The sequence below is a fragment of the Parabacteroides sp. FAFU027 genome (assembly GCF_022808675.1).
Lineage (GTDB): Bacteria > Bacteroidota > Bacteroidia > Bacteroidales > UBA7332 > CAXXIC01.
Genome location: NZ_JAKZKV010000001.1, coordinates 188,578 through 208,503 on the forward strand (window position 1 = coordinate 188,578; position 19,926 = coordinate 208,503).

20 protein-coding genes are annotated in these 19,926 nt (G+C 39.6%); 16 read left to right on the forward strand and 4 right to left on the reverse strand.

The features are described 5' to 3' along the window. Nucleotides 1-75: 75 nt before the first annotated feature. The gene (gene aldA, locus MLE17_RS00795) at nucleotides 76-1,509 is read right to left on the reverse strand and encodes an aldehyde dehydrogenase (protein WP_243345494.1); all 1,434 of its coding nucleotides are present in this window, start codon (nucleotides 1,507-1,509) and stop codon (nucleotides 76-78) included. Nucleotides 1,510-1,736: 227 nt separating this feature from the next. On the opposite strand from aldA, the gene MLE17_RS00800 reads away from it, so the two are divergent. After that, a complete protein-coding gene (locus MLE17_RS00800; RefSeq protein ID WP_243345495.1) occupies nucleotides 1,737-3,776 on the forward strand; it encodes a M13 family metallopeptidase in 2,040 nt (679 codons plus the stop codon). Nucleotides 3,777-3,896: 120 nt separating this feature from the next. On the opposite strand, the gene MLE17_RS00805 is transcribed toward MLE17_RS00800, so the two are convergent. Next, entirely contained in the window at nucleotides 3,897-4,799 is a 903-nt protein-coding gene (locus MLE17_RS00805) for a hypothetical protein (RefSeq protein WP_243345496.1), read from the reverse strand. Nucleotides 4,800-5,178: 379 nt separating this feature from the next. Between MLE17_RS00805 and MLE17_RS00810 the strand changes: the two genes are divergently transcribed. Together MLE17_RS00810 and MLE17_RS00815 are read left to right on the forward strand one after the other, a co-directional pair. Next, nucleotides 5,179-6,264 (forward strand): SGNH/GDSL hydrolase family protein, encoded by a 1,086-nt coding sequence (locus MLE17_RS00810; RefSeq protein WP_243345497.1) that lies wholly within the window; start codon nucleotides 5,179-5,181, stop codon nucleotides 6,262-6,264. Between the two features lie 273 nt (nucleotides 6,265-6,537). Next, nucleotides 6,538-7,431, forward strand: a complete 894-nt coding sequence (locus MLE17_RS00815) for a phospholipase A (RefSeq protein WP_243345498.1) — start codon at nucleotides 6,538-6,540, stop codon at nucleotides 7,429-7,431. A gap of 134 nt (nucleotides 7,432-7,565) precedes the next feature. Here the strand turns inward: MLE17_RS00815 and MLE17_RS00820 are convergent, their stop codons facing one another. Beyond that, nucleotides 7,566-7,991, reverse strand: a complete 426-nt coding sequence (locus MLE17_RS00820; RefSeq protein WP_243345499.1) for an HIT family protein — start codon at nucleotides 7,989-7,991, stop codon at nucleotides 7,566-7,568. A 337-nt stretch (nucleotides 7,992-8,328) separates the two neighbouring features. Between MLE17_RS00820 and MLE17_RS00825 the strand changes: the two genes are divergently transcribed. Next, nucleotides 8,329-9,786, forward strand: a complete 1,458-nt coding sequence (locus tag MLE17_RS00825; protein ID WP_243345500.1) for a sialate O-acetylesterase — start codon at nucleotides 8,329-8,331, stop codon at nucleotides 9,784-9,786. An 852-nt stretch (nucleotides 9,787-10,638) separates the two neighbouring features. On the opposite strand, the gene MLE17_RS00830 is transcribed toward MLE17_RS00825, so the two are convergent. Further along, nucleotides 10,639-11,370 carry a hypothetical protein gene (locus MLE17_RS00830; protein WP_243345501.1) on the reverse strand — a complete coding sequence of 244 codons (732 nt, stop codon included), beginning with the start codon at nucleotides 11,368-11,370 and terminating at the stop codon, nucleotides 10,639-10,641. Between the two features lie 485 nt (nucleotides 11,371-11,855). Here MLE17_RS00830 and MLE17_RS00835 point away from each other — a divergent pair, with 485 nt between their 5' ends. The 12 genes from MLE17_RS00835 to MLE17_RS00890 all read left to right on the forward strand — a co-directional run bounded on the left by MLE17_RS00835 (nucleotide 11,856) and on the right by MLE17_RS00890 (nucleotide 19,914). Further along, the gene (locus MLE17_RS00835) at nucleotides 11,856-12,203 is read left to right on the forward strand and encodes an adenosylhomocysteinase (RefSeq protein ID WP_243345502.1); all 348 of its coding nucleotides are present in this window, start codon (nucleotides 11,856-11,858) and stop codon (nucleotides 12,201-12,203) included. A gap of 47 nt (nucleotides 12,204-12,250) precedes the next feature. Continuing rightward, entirely contained in the window at nucleotides 12,251-12,805 is a 555-nt protein-coding gene (locus tag MLE17_RS00840; RefSeq protein ID WP_243345503.1) for a lysozyme inhibitor LprI family protein, read from the forward strand. A gap of 135 nt (nucleotides 12,806-12,940) precedes the next feature. Then, a complete protein-coding gene (locus tag MLE17_RS00845) occupies nucleotides 12,941-13,744 on the forward strand; it encodes a fibrobacter succinogenes major paralogous domain-containing protein (protein ID WP_243345504.1) in 804 nt (267 codons plus the stop codon). A 55-nt stretch (nucleotides 13,745-13,799) separates the two neighbouring features. Further along, nucleotides 13,800-14,252, forward strand: a complete 453-nt coding sequence (locus MLE17_RS00850; RefSeq protein ID WP_243345505.1) for a hypothetical protein — start codon at nucleotides 13,800-13,802, stop codon at nucleotides 14,250-14,252. Between the two features lie 32 nt (nucleotides 14,253-14,284). Continuing rightward, nucleotides 14,285-14,806, forward strand: coding sequence for a TlpA family protein disulfide reductase (locus tag MLE17_RS00855; RefSeq protein WP_243345506.1), 522 nt, complete (start codon nucleotides 14,285-14,287; stop codon nucleotides 14,804-14,806). Between the two features lie 47 nt (nucleotides 14,807-14,853). Beyond that, nucleotides 14,854-15,144 (forward strand): hypothetical protein, encoded by a 291-nt coding sequence (locus tag MLE17_RS00860; protein WP_243345507.1) that lies wholly within the window; start codon nucleotides 14,854-14,856, stop codon nucleotides 15,142-15,144. A 54-nt stretch (nucleotides 15,145-15,198) separates the two neighbouring features. Next, complete coding sequence (locus tag MLE17_RS00865; RefSeq protein ID WP_243345508.1) at nucleotides 15,199-16,005, forward strand: hypothetical protein; 807 nt, start codon at nucleotides 15,199-15,201, stop codon at nucleotides 16,003-16,005. Between the two features lie 151 nt (nucleotides 16,006-16,156). Then, entirely contained in the window at nucleotides 16,157-16,801 is a 645-nt protein-coding gene (locus tag MLE17_RS00870) for a hypothetical protein (RefSeq protein ID WP_243345509.1), read from the forward strand. 298 nt (nucleotides 16,802-17,099) lie between these two features. Beyond that, entirely contained in the window at nucleotides 17,100-17,648 is a 549-nt protein-coding gene (locus tag MLE17_RS00875) for an energy transducer TonB (RefSeq protein ID WP_243345510.1), read from the forward strand. Nucleotides 17,649-17,650: 2 nt separating this feature from the next. After that, nucleotides 17,651-18,292, forward strand: a complete 642-nt coding sequence (locus tag MLE17_RS00880; protein ID WP_243345511.1) for an energy transducer TonB — start codon at nucleotides 17,651-17,653, stop codon at nucleotides 18,290-18,292. Between the two features lie 2 nt (nucleotides 18,293-18,294). Continuing rightward, complete coding sequence (locus MLE17_RS00885) at nucleotides 18,295-18,888, forward strand: energy transducer TonB (RefSeq protein ID WP_243345512.1); 594 nt, start codon at nucleotides 18,295-18,297, stop codon at nucleotides 18,886-18,888. Nucleotides 18,889-18,891: 3 nt separating this feature from the next. Continuing rightward, nucleotides 18,892-19,914 carry a radical SAM/SPASM domain-containing protein gene (locus MLE17_RS00890; protein ID WP_243345513.1) on the forward strand — a complete coding sequence of 341 codons (1,023 nt, stop codon included), beginning with the start codon at nucleotides 18,892-18,894 and terminating at the stop codon, nucleotides 19,912-19,914. Nucleotides 19,915-19,926: the final 12 nt, after the last annotated feature.

The window sequence follows — 19,926 nt, forward strand, 5'->3', positions numbered from 1 at the left end:
GAATGTCGTACTCGTGGAAACCCGTTCCACAAGTACGACGGTGATCAAAACATTTGAAAACTATACTACTTATTCTCAGAACTGAATATAGGCAACATGTGTCTGGAGATACTCCATCAGACCATGTTTACCGTCGGCGCCACCAATACCCGATTTACGCCAACCCGCGTGGAAACCCTGCATCGCTTCAAAGTTTTCACGGTTGACATACGTCTCACCAAACTTCAGGTCTTTCACTGCCTTCAATGCAGTATTGATGTTTTTAGTAAAAATGGATGAGGTAAGGCCATATTCACAATCGTTAGCCAGGGCAATTGCTTCATCGTATTCAGAGAAGGTCAATACAGGAATAACCGGACCAAAGACCTCTTTGCGGACAATTTCCATATCCTGTGTACAACCGGCCAATACGGTAGGTTCGTAAAAATAGCCGGATGGAGTATCTGCTTTTTTACCACCAGTAAGCACTTGAGCACCTTCTTCTTTGGCTTTCACCACCATAGCATCAATTTTATCCAGCTGGTTCTTATCAATTTGCGAACTCATATCCGGGGTATGTTTGGCTAAAGGATCGCCATAGGTCACCTCTTGCATAGCTGCCGTAAATTTTTCAAGGAATTTATCCAATACGTTTTTATGAACATACACGCGTTCAGCACAGTTACAGACCTGTCCGCTGAAGATGACTCGCGAAGCCACGATACTCTTCACTGCTATATCCAGATCCGCATCTTCGAAGACGATGGCCGGTGCTTTACCGCCCAGCTCAAGCGATACTTTGGTCACGTTTTTAGCAGAAGAAGTAATGATTTCCTGACCAGCCTCCACACTGCCGGTCAATGTAACCATATCGGTCAGCGGACTTTCCACCAGATATTTACCCATCGTCTTGCCACCACCGGTTACGAAGTTGACCACACCATCAGGAAGGCCAATACCATCAATCATTTTGGCAAATGCAAGTGTGGTATTCGGAGTAAGACTACTTGGTTTCAATACGATAGTACAACCAGTCAGCAATGACGGAGCCACTTTGCGCGCCATCACAAAGAAAGGAAAGTTCCATGGACAAATACCAACCACTACGCCGATTGGTTTGCGGAAAAGGAAAATATTTTCGTTCGGACGGTCGCTGTTGATAATTTCACCTTCGTAAATGCGTGCCCATCCTGCATAATAATCAAAATAATCAGCAGTAAAATCAACTTCTACCTGAGCCAACGGAAGAACTTTTGCCTGCTCAGCTACCAGAATCTGAGCCAGTTCAATGCGGTTTTTTCGAATAACTTCTGCCATTTTCTTCAGGTAAGAAGCGCGGTCAGAGGCAGTTCTTGCAACCCAGGCATCTTGCGCGCCTTTTGCGGCTTGCAGAGCAGTTTCGGCATCACGGTTATCACCTTTCGGCACTCTCGATACGATTTTTCCTGTAAAAGGATTTTCTACTTCAATCCACTCTCCTGACTGGGAATTCACATATTTCCCGTTAATTAATTGCTGATACTCTTTCATGGAAATTATAATTTAAAGGTTTGATTCACAATCTCTCTAAACAATGGCTTTTCGGAGTTTGTTCGGCGTTTTTGAAGAAACATCAAAACACAAATATCAATGCCAAAATTGCAATCTAAAAAGATACTCTGAAATTGGTAAAAGATATCGTGGGTTATTTTAACTTTGCGGGGAATCAAAAATGTATTCTTTATTTTCAGATATTTATTCAATCCATAAGAAGTGTCATGAAACTCACCCACTCCATCAAAATGACATTCTCCCTGATGTCATTTCTCTGTGTAGCCATGCTTGGCAATGCTGCACAAAATACAGATCCGCTGGTAGCGCATATCGATTCAACAATCTCTCCGGGTAGAGATTTCTTCATGTTTGCCAATGGCAAATGGTTTAAACAGAATCCGATTCCGGCCAGTGAGACATCGAACGGCATTTTCCAGATGATACAGGACACCATCAATGCGCAGATCCACGATGTGTGCGTCTCGTCTGCCCGGATGAAAAACAAAGAACAGGGAAGTGCACGTCAAAAGATCGGCGACCTTTATATTACCGGCATGGATTCTGTCTCGCTTAACCGCAACGGTATTAATCCGATCAAAGCAGATCTGGCACGTATCGACAAGATTGCCTCGCAAAAAGACCTGTTGGCCACCGCAGCCTGGATGCGGACAATCGGAGCCGGAACAATGTACGGTCTTTATGTCGCGCAGGATGATAAGATCAGCAGCAAACATGCGGTTTTTATAGCACAGGGAGGATTGAGCCTGCCTGATCGGGAATATTACTTTGCCACGGATAAGCAAGCGGTAAAAGTTCGTCAGGCTTTCGTCACTTATGCCCGGAAAATGTTTCTGAGAATGGGATATGACGCTAATGGTGCACAATCAGCAGCCAAAGAGATTATGAAACTGGAAACTGCACTTGCCAAAGTTTCCCGCAAGCTGGAAGATACGCGTGATCCTTTTCGCAACTACAACAAAATGTCTTTCAACAAACTGACAGCAACCAACCCTGCGCTGGAGTGGCAACTAACTTTCCAGACCGTTGGATTACCTAAAGTGGATAGTGTGATAGTCGGCCAACCGGAATTTGTAAAGGCGCTGAATGGTTATTTAAAAAGCTTTCCGCTATCGGTATGGAAATCCTACCTGAAACTGAATCTCATCGGCTCTTATGCTGAATACCTCGATGATAAAACCTTCCGCATTGCCTTTGATTACAGTTCGGCACTGCGTGGAACTAAAGTGCCCCGCCCCCGCTGGAAACGCGTCACCAATGAAGTGGACGGCTCACTCGGTGATTTGGTCGGACAGGTTTATGTAAAGGATTATTTGCCTAAGGGTACCAAAGAAAAATTACTTGAAATAGGTACGGAGATCAAGAAAGTATATGCTGAACGCATCAAAAACCTGGATTGGATGTCGCCGGAAACTAAGCAAAAAGCCCTTCACAAACTTGATGTGATGATTATGAAAGCCGGTTATCCGGATAAATGGAAGGATATGAGCAAACTTGAAATCAACCGTTTTTCCTTTGCTGAGAATATGAAAAGAGTGGCTCAATGGCATTTCAACTACATGTTTTCCAAATATGGGAAACCGGTGGATCGGACAGAATGGGATATGCAGCCACAAACCTACAACGCTTACTACAATCCTTCGAACAACGAAATCGTAGTGCCGGGATGCAACATTCTTGTTCCGGGTTTCGAACGCAAAATGGCCGATGACGCGATTCTTTATTCCATCATCGGAGGCTCTACTTTCGGTCATGAGATGACTCATGGATTTGACGATCAGGGTGCTAAATATGACGCTAACGGAAACCTCACTAACTGGTGGACTCCCCAGGACAGCGCGAAGTTCTTTACCCGGACAAAAATGATCGTTGCGCAATTCAATAAATACGTTGCCGTGGACACGCTGCATATCAATGGTGAGATGACACAAGGTGAGAATATCGCCGATCTTGGCGGCATTGCGATGGGATACGAAGCCTTTAAGAAAACCGCCCAATACAAAAGCAACGAGATAATCTCAGGATTCAATCCTGACCAGCGGTTCTTCCTCGGATATGCTATGGCCTGGATGGTGAATGCCCGTCCCGAGTATATCTCCAATCAGGTACGCAGTGATGTCCATTCACCTGCAAGATTCCGTGTAAACGGACCGCTATCAGATATGGATGCTTTCTACTCTACGTTTCATATTCAAAAAGGAGATGCCATGTGGTTACCGGAAGAACTTCGGGTGAAAATATGGTAAAACGAAGAGACGATATTATTCAATTAAGCCCTGTTGATTTATTTTCAACGGGGCTTATTGCTTGTGCAAAAGTTATAATTCAAAGAATAAGTATCGAAAGAACGAATCTAACTTCTCTACTTATTTCTTGGGAGTCCAAATGGCCTTCCACAGGAGTACTTCATCATTAGCCGAATAAGATCTGGCAAAACGATCGCCTTTATCCGGATCTTTTTCGATAAACTTCACATCCGGTCCGGAGAGATATTTGTACGTCAATGCCTTGTTTGAACGGAATGTGATTGAATAATGCCTTTGATCTTTCTTGTTCATCTTCTTAATTGAATTCCAACCATCCCAACCACCGACGATATAGCAACCGTTTGTTCCCTCAGGCACTGTGACAGTATAGGTAATAAAGGCATCAGGAACCGATTTATCATACACAGCCAACCATTTTGCAACTACATCATTAGCGGAGTAGGTTCTTCCATCCACCCAATCACTAGTGGCTGTTATTTCCCCATACCCTTTACAGGGACCGGCAAAATAAACGTACTTCATTAATTTATTAGTCAGGATAGTTGTGGTATAATGTGTATCATCCACTTTCTGCATTTCTTTAAAGCTTTTCCAACCATCCCATGCTCCTGAAATATAACAGCATTTAGTACCCTGAGGTACCGTAACGTGAAATGTAAGGTTTTCATTCCTTATAGATTTATCATACACAGCCACCCATTTTGTAACAATATCTTTTGCAGCATAGGCCCGGTTATCAATTTCAGTGCCATCTGCTGCTTTTTCAACGTATCCCCAGCCCGGACCGGAGCAATATTTATATTTATGCGAGGTCTTTGCGGTCGGAATATTTATTGAGTAGTGTGTATCATCTATCTTTTTCATCATTTGATGCTTCCATCCATTCATTTCACCAGCAATGTAACAGGCATTTGTGCCCATAGGAACCGTAACAGAATAAGTAAGCGCGTTTGCCATTATAAAAGCAAACGACACAATCAGGGTCAATATCACTCTTTTCATGGCTTTGTTTGTTTTTTAGATTTTAGAGATTTCTCTTAAAGAAGAATAGTTTAAGGATTTGCGTATCTGTCTTAGGCATGAAAAATAAAGGTATGTAACAGCAGATTCGGAAAACATACCGGAGAGTGTTGTCACAAAGGGCTTAGGTATATACACCAACAATCATAATAAGGCTAACAATATAACAATCGGGGAAAATAAAGAGTTTATTTACTGAATATAACCCTTTAAAGTAGAATATTGAAACGGCATACTTTCAATTGGAGCAATTATTTCCTATAATGAGATGGCAGTCACAAATTTGATCAACAAAAAATGCCAGCATTTTCACGGAAAGCAATAAATTTGCCGCCTTAAATAATAATACTACACATCTACAATGAAAAAGAAACAACTACTGACGCTGCTTCTCTTTGCGTTTGCATTGCTGAGTTACGGAACTATTCCGGTTCCTTTCAATCAAAAAAACATCACTTACATGGGGCGAATCGGCATGGAGTCAAACCAGTACGCCGAATTGTATTGGCCGGGAAGTTCCATCTCGATTAACTTTAAAGGGACTGAAATCAAAGGGACATTTAAAAACGTGAAAGAAGAAACCTACTTCTTCGTAATCGTGGATGGTGACGATAGCAATCCGGTGAAAATCAAACCTGACACGATTAAATCCACCATTGTTTTGGCGAAGGGCCTGAAGAATAAGAAACACACACTACAGGTTTTCAAACTCACCAATAACACGACCTTCTCCCGCTTTTACGGTTTTGAACTGGCCGATGGCTCTAAAATTTTGCCTGCTTCTCCCCTGCCTAAAAGAAAAATAGAATTCTACGGCAACTCTATTACAGCCGGTCACGGAGTGGATGTGAAAGCCGGCAATCCTGATTCAGGAAGTTCAGCCCTGTTTAATAACTACTGGACTTATGCTGCCCGCACTGCCCGCCATTATCATTCGCAATACTCTTGCATTGCCCGCAGCGGCATCGGCATCATGGTAAGCTGGTTCCCCGAGATTATGCCTGAGATATATGACCGCACCAACCCTGACAATCCTCAAAGCAAATGGGATTTTAGCAAATACACTCCCGATATCGTGGTGATCAACCTCTTCCAGAACGATTCCTGGATAGTAAAACAGCCCAACAATGCACAGTTTAAGGCTCGATTTGGCACAACGGCACCTGACGAAGCGTTCATCATCAAATCATACCAGGATTTTGTAAAATCAATCCGCAGCAAATACCCAAAAGCTTCCATCATTTGTGCTTTAGGTAGCATGGATGCAACCAAAGAAGGCTCGCCATGGCCGGGATACGTGGAAAAAGCGTCAAAAGGATTGAATGACCCGAAAATATACACCTACTTTTTCCCTTTCAAAAACACGCCGGGACACCCCATTGTCGCTGAACAGAAAGTCATGGCAGATGGTCTGATTAAGTTTATCGACGAACACATCAAATGGTAAGATAATCGCTTTCCGGATACATAAAACTAAACGACAAAGATGGGAAATCAACTGCCCTCTTTGTAGTTTTTTGTTGCCGTACTCAAGGAAACAATTTGTAACCGAAGTGTAATATTTATCCGGTCTATCCTTCTTTTTAACGGTAAAACAGTCCGTCTTACCGATAAACATATCCCCGTTTTCCTCACAATCCTGAACTTTACATCGTTAAACAAAGGCAATCCGAGGATTGTCCGATTCAATTTACCCGAGATGGTCAAGACGATGAAATCAATGATCTGCAAACAACTTTTTCGCAAACCTCTGCTTCTGACAATAATGGCAGGATTGAGTTGCTCCCTTTCCTCCTATGCCGCACAAAACGATTATTCAGCTTTGATGGATAGCATTGACATCCACAAGCCCAATTATATCAAAGTTTATCACCAAGTAAACAGAAACGAACTCATTCGTCAGATAAACGAATCTCCGGCATTTGCTCCGGGAAAAGAAAACTACCTTAGTACGGGAGCTCCTATCGAAGACGAATTTGAGAAGGAAAATGCCGACATGAAAGCGCAGATCGAGCTCCGATACCGGTTCACCAAAGATATTATGCCTTTTCATTCCTATCTCATAATGAACTACCGCCAGACTACTTTCTGGCACATCTTCGACAAATCAATGACTCACAATTTCAATCCGTCTATCGGACTGACGAAGATTATCTTTAAAGGAAAACATATTATCGGAAGAGCCTCGTTGATGGCCGAACATGAATCGGACGGTAGGGATTCGCTCAACAATCACGGGTGGAACAATGTCTCTCTGACAGGTGAGTATTTTTTCAATCCAAGGTTGCACTTTGAGGGGAAATTATGGGCTCCCTTTGGTATCGGTAAGGAAAATTCTGATTTGATGAAGTATCGAGGGTATGGATATGTGGCTATTAGTGCAATGGATCGTTCAAAAATGGTCAGAGGCTCTCTCCTGCTCAATCCCAGAGGTAAGAATGACGGTGTAAACCTGACTCTGGATCTTAGCTTCAGGCTTTCGCAAAATGACAACCGCTATATATTCTTCCAATACTACAAAGGCTATGGCGAAGAGCTGCACAATTACAAACAATATCATTCGATTTTACGGGCAGGATTTGCCATCAAGCAGGATTTCGCATCATTTTTCTAATCCATCAGCATAAATCAAAACGAACCATCCGTAATATATGAATGGTTCGTTTTTTATTTCATTTCAGAAAAGCATCACGATGCACTAGTAAAGAAAAAGGACGTTCCGTGGAGTGTCCTTTCATATTTCAGTGATTATAATCCTGCTTTGATTTTGTCAATCATCTCAGCATATTCCGCATCTGAAAGATAAGTCTTCTGTGGATTCATTTCGATTACGCCACCGAAGTTATAGCCTCCCTCGTATTTAGGAACAATATGCATGTGCAGGTGAGAAAGTTTGTCAGAGAATGCACCGTAATTGATTTTAGCAGGATTGTAAGCCGATGCGATAGCTTTAGCTGTCTTAACCACATCACGCATAAAGGCGTTACGCTCTTCATCACTCAGTTCATATAGCTCAACGCCGTGATCTTTGTAAACGACATTGCAACGTCCCGGGTGAGACTGTTCTTTGAAAAGAAAAATTTCGGAAACTTCCAGCTCGGCAATTTTGATCATCAATTCGTCTAGTACCGGCAGTTTTTGGCAGTACAGACATTCTGATACAGGTGTTGGCATAATTGGTTTTGTTTTGGTAAATAATTGGTTTTAGCTGAATGCAAAGATATGTATTTATCAATAAGAAGAGCCTTCCATCTCTTTTATATCCTCAACAGATATCATCAAATATGGTATCCAAAATATCAAAATCAGCCCTTCAATCATTCACTCATCAAAGAGCGTAAGGCATCTACCGAAAGTCCGGCTTCAAAATATATGGGTAAATCATACAAAAACATGTCCTATCTTCCACCCAAAGAATAACGAAAGAGGCTTCTGACTATATTTGTGCGGTTTTTTAATTACCACTATAATCATTCTGGATTATTTATTCACACAAAACATACTACTTACTATGAAAATCAAAACACTTCTCACCCCTGCCCTTGCGCTTCTGCTGGCTGCGGGAATCAAGGCCGAAATTACCTTGCCAAAAGTGCTTGGAAGCAACATGGTGCTTCAGCGAAACCAATCCGTTCCCGTTTGGGGAAATGCTGATAAAGGCGAAAAAGTCACCGTAAAATTTGCCGGACAAACCAAAACCGCTGTTAGCGACACGTCCGGTTATTGGAAAGTGATGCTTACACCACTCAAAGCGTCAGAGAAACCTGCATCAATGACGATCAAAGGAAAAAACAAGATCATCCTGAATAATATTCTTGTGGGAGATGTATGGTTGTGTTCAGGTCAATCAAATATGGAATACCCCCTGAATAGAAAAACAAAGAAATATCAGGGTCCCAAAGCGACTCCCGATGTGGCAGCTGCCGAGCTGAAGAAAACACAACCGGATAATATCCGTTACTTCTACGTGGAAAAGAATTACAAACCCAACGAATATAAAACCAAAGGCTGGGTAAATGGCAACGACAGCGTCCTTCATAATCTGTCAGCTATCGGATACTTTTTTGCTCAGGAAATACATAAAGAGATCGGTGTACCCATCGGTATTATGTCAATATCATGGGGCGGAACCCGCGTGGAACAATGGACACCTTACTGGGCCTACGAACAATCTCCAATCTTTAAAGAACAAGCTTCCAAAAAGGATTTTAAGATTGACGGAATGCATCCCGGACAAATGTACAACAGTATGCTGGCACCGGTAATTCCTTTTGCAACCAAAGGAGTACTCTGGTATCAGGGAGAATCGAATCTTATGGTACACGATAGCCTGCGCTATTGTGACAAATTTAAACTTATGGTGGACACCTGGCGTAATTTATTTGGCATAAAGAACTGGCCTTTCTACTATGTACAGATTGCACCACACTATTATACACATCGAACTAAAGATCGCTTTCCGCATGATGTGGAAACACTGCCCATAACATGGGAAGTACAGTCTCAATGTCTCAAAATCCCATCTACAGGTATGGCAGTTACCACTGATCTGGTCGATAGCCTGAAAGATATTCACCCATGGAACAAATGGGATGTGGCCCACCGCCTTGCATTGATTGCAGCAGCAAAAAGTTATGGAAAAAACATCGAATACTCCGGCCCGGTCTATAAATCAATGCAGGTAATGAATGATAAGATTATCCTGTCATTCGATCACATTGGCAGCGGGCTGATCAGTAAAGACGGAAAGCCGCTTACCTGGTTCACCATTGCAGGAGAAGATGGTAAGTTTGTACAAGCAGAGGCAAAAATTGAAAACAATCAGGTAATTGTCTATTCTCAAAATGTTAAATCACCAAAAAATGTCCGCTTCGGATGGCATGAAGAAGCACAATCCAACTTCTTTAATAAGGAAGGATTGCCGGCATCACCTTTCCGTACTGATGCTCCTACGTGGGAGATGAAATAAGAGAGGGAAAGTAAGAGCTGAAATAAAAATGGAATCAGCTCTTACCCTCTACTCTATATTTCACCACAAAGATCCACATTCAATAGCACTGATAATCATATCAATAAATGTGATATCAAACAATGGCTATGCTCAACCAATCATTGGAGGAGCATAGCCATTGTTGTTTTTAAGAAGAAATATTCCAGGAAAATCAAATGTATAATGTATCTCTGAATCCCTTAAAATTCATCATCATAATGGATAATCCCATCAGTATAAATGAAAAACCGGTTATTAGGATAGGTTCTTTGGGAATGGAAATGGGAAGTTCAATCATCCGAATTTATAGTCCAATAGTGAACATATATTAATCATGTTTGGATATTGATAGTTCGACTTTCGATATTGATAAACCAATTATTAATATAGATTAATCCGGTTTGGATATTGGTTAATCCTTTTAAGATATGGAACTTCCAACTTTGAATATAGATTAATTATTATTGCGTAGGACTAATACCTTTTTACTGTAGGATAAACCAACTTTGAAAATAGATTAATCAATTATCAATATGTATTAATCGTTTTACGATAATGATAAACCGGGAATGGATATATATAATCCGGGAATCAATAATACAAAATCAGGTTTGGAAAATGATCAGATAGAAAAGCGGATATATGAAACAGCAGATATCCTGTTTCAATCATAAAGGCAGATATAAAAAGTTGAAGTCTCAAAAGGCTCTTATTCTCATTATACTATCATGAAAGGCTTAAAAAAAACCCTAACAGGTATTCAAAAACTGCCAGGGTTGGACTATCAAGATGCATTATAATCAAAATTGAAAATCAAAACAGGTGAAAGGGTTATTTGTTAAATGAGATATTACTAACAGCTTTGTATTGTGCAGATCCGGCTCCAAAAGCGGATTTTACATAATTCTTAACCGCCAAACCCACATCCACCAAACCAATACCGTCTTCATACAAGACCTGATCCCTCTTATTGGTATGAGTATCTACCAGTACGCTGGCAGATGTAATCGCCAGATTGGCATTCTTGTACTCCACTGATTTTGCTGAAATCGCTTCAATAGTCAAATCGGGTTCGTTGGGCTTATATTCAGGAATTTCTTTGAGAAAAACAACAAGACGGTTAAAGTTTGAGGCTTTCCGGTCATACGCAGCCAAATGTAAAGTATTGGATTTGCTTTCCGGGTCAGTTGCATTTTCTGCTGACTCGGTATTATCAGGCTTCTCGGAACTCCTCTGAGACCGCAATTCACGTATAATACTCTGGAACTGGTCAACGACCTCATTGGAAGCGCCTGATACCTTTACCGCATTGTTGATACGGGTAACATACTTATCAAAACCTCCATAGAGTGTTTTCCTGAAGCTTATCGCATTATTCATCAGGACAGTTGCTGTATGGGTTTCCTCTATACATACCCCTCCATCCTCTTTTAACTTTGATAAGTTGGAAATCAACAATACACTCCTCGACGGCTGGTATTTTTCTCCAAATGTCTCCACCCGGGAGATCATTTCTTCCATGCTGGTCACATTTTGTTCGTGTTTGAATTGTGATGAACGCATAAATTTTACATTTTACAGTAGATAACTTAATTCAATCTATCTCACACTTATTCGTCGGAACATCTCCATAATTAACGGCAGCTACAATCGCCGCAACCGACTAATAATCAATTCTATTTTCTATTTTCATCTTTCTCTTATTTCGGCCTCCTTTCTATATTATTATCCAACATAAAACATCGAATAACATTTATTACATTGGCAAATGTATTAAAACCCTACAACACACAATGATTTAGTGTGTTATATTTTGTTATACACATTGTTTGAAGTTCATTTTAGCACTAAAACCAATGATAAAAGCTCAATTATTCGTCTTTTTGCTTAATTTAGTTGATAAATATTTTTCAGGAGTGTTGGTAGTCTGGGGATTTTTTGGGAGATTTGTGGGGAGAAGAAAAATAAATTTATCTTCAAAACCTGTCAGGTCTTTAAGACCTGACAGGTTTAATAAAAGAACAAATAACAATAAACCTTACCCCTCCATGAAAAAGAGATTCATATTTGCTATTATGGCTATGACGTTTATGCTGGCCAAAGCCGAAAACAAAGTATCTGCCATCACTACGGCTCAAAATGATTCTATCACTGTCAAAAAACCGGCTGACGGCAGCTCATTCGAGAATGCAATTGTAATAACTGAAACCACAGAAGACAAAGGAGTAGCAGCCGAATATAAATGGATTAAACAGAATTATCCGGATGCCAGCGTAAGAGGACAGGTTTGTTCGGGCAAAAACAAAAGAAAGTATGACATCATAGATATCATCACAAAGTCAGGTGAGAAAAAGAGTATCTATTTTGACATCACCAATTTCTATGGTAAATTCTGAATTGAATAAAGCGGAAAGTATTTACTGATTCAGTAAAATCGTCATCTATGAAAAAGACACTATTTCTACTATTCGTATTGTCATTACCCCAACTCTGTAATGCTGCTTCACCCAGGGAAATCACAGCTCAGGAATTGGATAAATACAAAACTGAGATTCGTAAAATGGCAGCAGAACTCCGACAGAAACTCACAAAGAGTGATGATTTTGAAGGACTGAATAAGGCTATTTGCATTGAGTTTCATACTGACACATTATACATCGAAAGGCTAATGGATAAAAGAATCTCTATAGACTATTCTACTGCCGGGATGATTAAAGCCGCCTATGATGCCGAAACGGATTATGACAAACTGCTGAATAAGTACTACAAATATATTCTCAAGAGACTAAATCCATCGGATAAAGAGATCTTGAAAGAAACTCAAAGATGCTGGATACAATACAGAGATTGCGAACGTAAATTTAATAGCACTATTTCAAAAGATGAATACTCTGGCGGAGGAACTATGCAGAGGATATTGGTTACGAACAGAGATCTCGATCTAACCCGGATGCGTGTCTTTGAACTGTACGATTATCTGATACGAATGACAGAATGACAAAACAATGTGTACTCCTTATATTTACATACAACAATACGTCTTTATACTTCAGGAGTTTAAGCTGAAACAGCAAGATAAGACTAAATATCATACAAACAAAATAAGCAAACCCACAGACAATTCTCTATGAAAATGAAAAAAATTCTCATTATCCTATTTATCACTATCGCAATTGTAAACATAACCAAGGCGCAGGATACTCTTTATATCTATAAAGCAGGTAATGTAATAGATAAACATGCTGTTTCCAATATTGACAGTATTACATTTACAAAGCCGGCAAAATCTACCACTGGTACTTTGACAGATATTGATGGAAATATATATCATTGGATTACCCTTGGCAATCAAACCTGGATGGTCGAAAACCTTAAAACCACTAAATACAGAACCGGAGAAAGCATTAGTAATGTGACAAATGCGACTTTGTGGTCAAATGCTACATTCGGCGCCTATTGTGCATATGAAAACAACATTACTAATGGCGCTAAATACGGATATCTTTACAACTGGAATGCTGTTGTTGATAGTAGAAAAATAGCTCCTGCAGGTTGGCATATTCCAACTGATGCAGAATGGACAATATTAGTAAACTATCTGATTGCGAATGGATACAATTATGATGGTACTACAACAGGAAATTATATAGCTAAATCATTAGCTTCCACTACGGATTGGAGTAGTTATTCATCCAATGGAACAGTCGGAGACAATCTCAGTAAGAATAATAAAACCGGCTTCACGGCTCTTCCTGCAGGATTACGTAATCTTAATGGATCTTTTTCCAGTTTAGGAACCGGAGCCTATTGGTGGAGTTCTACACCAAATAGCGACAATTCAAACAATTGGGGAAGAGGAATTTGCTTCTATAAAAGTGATTTATTTACCTATGCACCCAAGGATTGTGGTTTATCTGTGAGGTGTATTAAAGACTAATTGTTCGCAATGAAACAACAAACTTATCTTCAAACAAACACACAAACATCACATTATGGGATTTATACAAGACTGGATCTTTGGAAAAGAGATCACATACAATGATAATCGAATTGGGGAATTGACTGCCCGGATAAGAAATAAAAAGAAAACTGATTGCGTCTGGACCGGAACCTATCTTATTCCGGGACAGAAAGCAGAAACCGTAATCATCCTCGAAGGGGATAGTAACACTCCTTTTTCCAGCCAGATCAAAGGTATCTATGCATTATTAGACAATATACAAGATATAAACCATAAGGTAGAAGAATATTGGAGAAACCAACCAATCGTGAAACAATCATTTACGGCAGATTGGATGGACAGATATTATATTGAAGGAATAAGTCCCTGGGAAATTGAGGATAATAGTTTTGAAATCAGCTATGAGCCTTATGATAAAAATGATTCATCATATATTGCACTGATTTGGAAAGATCAGGAGATCAGGGAAGTGGAGATAAAATAAAAACTGACATTTTACCCATAACATTTTGAACTATGAAAAAACGATATGTTAGTAGCATTCTATTAAGTTTGTTCTGCCTGGTACTGTTTGCACAAACCGATCTGATAAAAACGGGGCAACAAGCGCCTGCTTTCAGCTATAAAACTGAAAGTGGAAAGTTTATGAAATCAGCTGAACTAAAAGGAAAAGTCGTACTCATCAACTTCTTTGCAACATGGTGCGGCCCCTGCCGGATGGAACTTCCCGTACTACAGGAAAAGATATGGAACAAATACAAAGACAATGAAAAGTTCAGACTCATGATAATCGGGCGTCAACATACAGCTGAAGAGATTGCCACATTCAAAAAGAGTAATAAGTATGAAATGCCGATGTTTGCCGATCCCGAAAAGAAGATTTACAGTCTGTTTGCGACTCAATACATTCCCCGTAATTATCTTATAGATGGAAACGGCAAAGTGGTTTATTGCTCTATGGGCTATTCGGAAGAAGAATTTCAGAAACTACTTGAAGAGCTGGATAAACTGATGGCCCCAAATGAATCTAATCTGTAAAAAGTAATCTTATAATAACATGTTTGCTACTTCAAATCTTTAATCCTATGTCTGGTATATTCTTTATTTCATTTTTGACAGGTCTTATGAAAGGCGCTTTATTAATCGCTGTCGGTCTATTAATCAGCAGGTATTTCGAAACTTTGCTCGGAGTTATTAGAAGAAAACAAGAACCGGAAGAGACCCCGGACAATTACCAATACCATAAAATGATATCCCTGATAAAAATCATCGGATATATAATCATGCTGATGGGAGTCATAAACCTTTTATTGGTTATGATCACGTTGATATTTATGAACGGACATGGAATGGGTAATATGCATCTGAATTTGTAGTTTGGCTTCCACGTTCTTATTTCACACATAATGACAACATTAAAATCAGATACAATGAAAAACATCATTATCCTATTGCTCGCAATGACCTCACAGCTTTGCTACGGACAAACATCTTTCACCGATCAGGAAATCAAACAAAAGACCGATTCTATCCTGCAGGAAGGAACAAAACTTTATCAATTCGAACGGGCAGCATGGGTATCTACCGATCTTTTTCATGAACGGGGAGATCTTAAAGAAGTTGCAGTAAACTATCTTGTTTACCAGACAAACGATACCGTACGGACAATTTTCTACGATAAGGCAAAGAAACAATCCGTGATAGAATATTTCTTTTACAAAACATTTGATGCTCCGGTACTAACCCGTAAACATATCAGAGAATTGACTTTCAAAGAAAACCAACTAATAGATGCCCGAAACAAGATAATCGAACAAATCATCAAAGAGAAATATCCTGTGGGCGCTCCTCAGGGATATACTCTAAACAACCAGATTATTCCCAACGGAAAAGAATTCAAACTCTATTTCGTTACGGGTACTTCCCAAAACAATATCATTCCTTTGGGAAATGACTACATCTTCCATGCAGATGAAAGCGCTAAGATTCTTTCATGGAAAAGATTTCATTCGAGATTGCTACCACTACCTTCTAAGGGTGAAGATGGCTCGGCTGTAAAGGGACTTATTCACAGTCACCTGGTTGCCGAACCATTTATTTCAGCTACGGACATCTGTACCTTTAAGTTGTATGGACAACTTTACGGACTGAAAAACTTTTCTGTCTTATCCACTGCCTTGTCAAAAATTTTCACTTTCGATATAGATGAAAATAAGATTGAAGTAAAGAATAGATAAATCGGACCAATCCTTTATTTATCTGAACATTAAACAGAATATTAGAAATCAGCAGAATTATGAATCCCGACTTGCAGAAAAAACTGGAAAATATGTAATGCTTCAACAGCTACTCCATTCCAGACCGGAGATTACAAGCAGAAAGGCTCAGATGAAGTATCTTATCTTTGAATTTGACAATGTTATTGAGCTGATCAATGAAATATCCTACAAGAATATTGCCAGTATAGCATATAAACAAAGTATCAAATCAAGATTGATTAGTATGACTGTCGATTATTCTCAAAAGATTCAATCATATGCGATAGACCAGCAAAAAGTATTTTTACAGAGCACAACACTATTCACTGTTGATGCTCTTGATAAATTATCTATAAACGAGCTTCTGACAGCCTCTAATCAACTTTACAATATAATAGATATACACCTTAATGATCTTGACACCTTCTCATTGAATCAAGAAACTCAAGTTCGATATAAAACAGCAATTCTCTTATGTGAAAAGACGCTTGACAATGTAAGTTCTTTTTCTGTAGAAGATTATTTTACGGTAGCTGACAGAATCCTCCATAAAATGGAAAAGAGAGTCAAAGATGCTAGAATAGAAGAGCCTGAATTTCATAAAGAGTTTAGAAAGGTGATTAAATTACATCAAGTACCAATTATCAGACACCAAAAACCAGGATCTTTAGCGAATATATTAGTCAAAGGTTGCGTGAATGGAAATGTATATGATACCGAAACAGGAAAGGCTATACCAGAGGCCCGTATAACCTTCAAAAATTCGCACATTTAACTCCTGTATTAGAAATAAACACTTTAAGAGACGGTTCATTCAACAACAAATGGCTTCAAGTGGGAAAATATGATCTTACAATATCTCATGCTGACTACCGGACTCAGACCTTCTCGTTTTTGGTAACTAAAGATAAAGATTGTGTTATTACAACATCATTGAAGAAGCCATATAATGATGTGATGCCCGAAAAACAAGAAGTGATCAGATTGCCGGAAAAAGAGCAGTGATGAAAAAGGAATTTATTATATATGCAACTAAGAACTCCTATCGTTATATTTGAAGTAAATCAATAACCATGGCAAAAAGAATCCAACTACACACATTTCATTTGTTGTTTCGTCTCTTCTCCTTTTTAGCTGATAAATCGGGAGGATGGAGTATGTTTGTAAAGCCGAAATTGGTGATTGGAGCTTTGATTATGGGTATAAATGTTGTAGTTGGCAATGCTCAGAATAATATTATAAGTATTGATACTTTTAGCAAGCAAAATAATGATTCTGTTTCAGAGTTATGCTATGAACCTATAATATTAGTTGACGAACTCCCTGAATTTCCAGGTGGTTATGATTCTTTATATTCATACATCCAGAAGAAGATAATATATCCTCCTAAGGCAATTAGTCTGAAAATAGAAGGCATGGTTATATGCACTTTTACGATTGACGAGAAAGGAAAGGTTACAGACATTCAAATTATAAAAGGGATTCACCCTCTTCTTGACAATGAAGTAATCAGAATTTTTAAAGAAATGCCTAAGTGGATACCTGGAGGAAAACAAAACAAGCCTGTTCCTGTAAAATTCACCTATCCTATTCGCTTTACATTACCTGAGAAAAAACATTAACCATGGCAAAAAGAATTCAACTACATACCTTTCATCTGCTGTTTCGCCTCTTCTCCTATTTAGCTGATAAACCGGGAGGATGGAGTATGTTTGTAAAGCCGAAATTGGTGATTGGGTCGCTGATTGTGGGAATAGGATTTACTTCCTGTGATGTAAAAACACGAAATAAACCATCCTCATCAGAAAAAGATAAACAAGATTCTTTTCAAAAGATGGCTGAACAAAAAAAATCGAATGAAGAATCAACCACAACTTGTTATTTTACTGTAAACTCTTCTGAAGGCGGGAATATCAATACACCTGTTTTTGATGAGAAAGGCCAATATTATATCGTAGATCAAATGCCTGAATTCACTGGCGGTACAGATGCTTTGCTCAAGTTTATAAAGAAACATATAATATATCCAAGTTCAGTCATAAAAGAAGGTATTGAAGGAGTGGTAATATGTAGTTTTATTATCAATACTGATGGTTCAACGAGAAACATTCAAGTTATAAGAGGGCTAAATCCTAAACTTGACAATGAAGCAATTCGTGTTATCAAATTATTCCCCAAATGGAAACCCGGCAAACAAGGAGGAAAGATTGTCCCTGTGAAATTCACCTTACCTATTCTCTTTACTATACCAGAGAAAAAGAATTAGCCATGGCAAAAAGAATTCAACTCCATACCTTTCATCTGTTGTTTCGCCTCTTCTCCTATTTGGCTGATAAATCGGGAGGGTGGAGTATGTTTGTAAAGCCGAAATTGGTGATTGGGGCCTTGATAATAAGCTCAGGTTTAACCCCTACTGAAAAAATATTTAGTCAGAAAAATCTGTCTGATAGTAAAACAAAACAGCCAACACAATTAAAAAAGAGAAGTTCTTCTCAAGCAAAAACTTCAGATTCAACAGCTAAAATGCAAGATATGGAAGAAACTTGCTATATCATTGTTGAAGAAATGCCGGAATTCCCGGGTGGAACAGACTCATTAATGAAGTTTTTATCCAAAAACATCATCTATCCGAAAGAAGCCATAGAGAAAAAAGTAGAAGGAATGGTCATATGTTCCTTTATCATTAATAAAAGAGGACACGTTTCAGACATTCAGATTACAAGAAGCGTTAATCCTTTACTTGACGCTGAAGCTGTAAGAGTAATAAAAATTATGCCCAAATGGAAACCGGGCAAACAAGTCGGTAAACCAACTTCAGTAAAATACACCTTACCCATCAGATTTACATTACCCAATAAATAAAACATGCTCAATCTCCCACATATCGCCTTTGAAACAACCGACCGGTGCAATCTCGATTGCGTCTATTGCTACAACATCTGGAAAACGGATGCCGTAGAGCGCACACCGTTCAACTCTTACCAGAAAGCCATTGGTACGTTAAAACAGCTTTTCAGCACAACAAATATCCAGTATGTTGCATTTACAGGAGGTGAACCTTTTCTTTCGGAACGCTTTGCCGAGGTGATTCTCTACTGCCGCATGGAGGGGAAACAGGTCACACTCATCAGCAACGGCACGAAAGGAACAGAAAAAGACTACAAGCGGCTAATCAAACTCGGCGTGGGATTATTTGAATTCCCCATCCACTCAGCCCACGCAGAGGTTCATGACCAAATGGTGCAAATAAAAGGAAGCTGGCAAAAGTCTGTTGATTCCACGTTGGCTGTTTTGAAAAACGGAGGACGCGTTGTTCCGGTGGTGGTCATTACAAAACACAATGTCAACCAACTCGGAGAAACGCTCGAATACATCGCATCGCTCGGTTGCCGCAGAATTATGCTTAACCGGTACAACATTGGCGGGAAAGGATGCAATCAGCCGCTTGAAGTTTCGGCCACAGCGGAAGAACTGCGCAACGCTTTTGCCACAGCCAATGATAAGGCGGCCGAACTGGACCTGCAACTATCAGCAAACGTCTGCACTCCGGTCTGCCTGCTCAATCCGGCAGATTATCCGCTGATTGCGTTCGGGCATTGCTCGTTTGATGTGCTGAGGCGCCCCATCACAGTAGATATAAACGGAAATGTACGCCTTTGCAACCACTCTCCGGTTGTGGCGGGAAACATTTTCGAAAAAGAGATGGAAGAAATTCTCTTCTCAGACTACACGCGGGAATGGGAAGAGACGGTCCCGGCATTCTGTTCCGACTGCTCCCACTGGACAAAGTGCAAAGGCGGATGCCGCGCCGCATCGGAGCAGTGCCAACAATCCTTAGCCAAAGAAGACCCGATTATCGAACATTTAGGTATATTAGCATTGAAATAAAAACCTCCATGA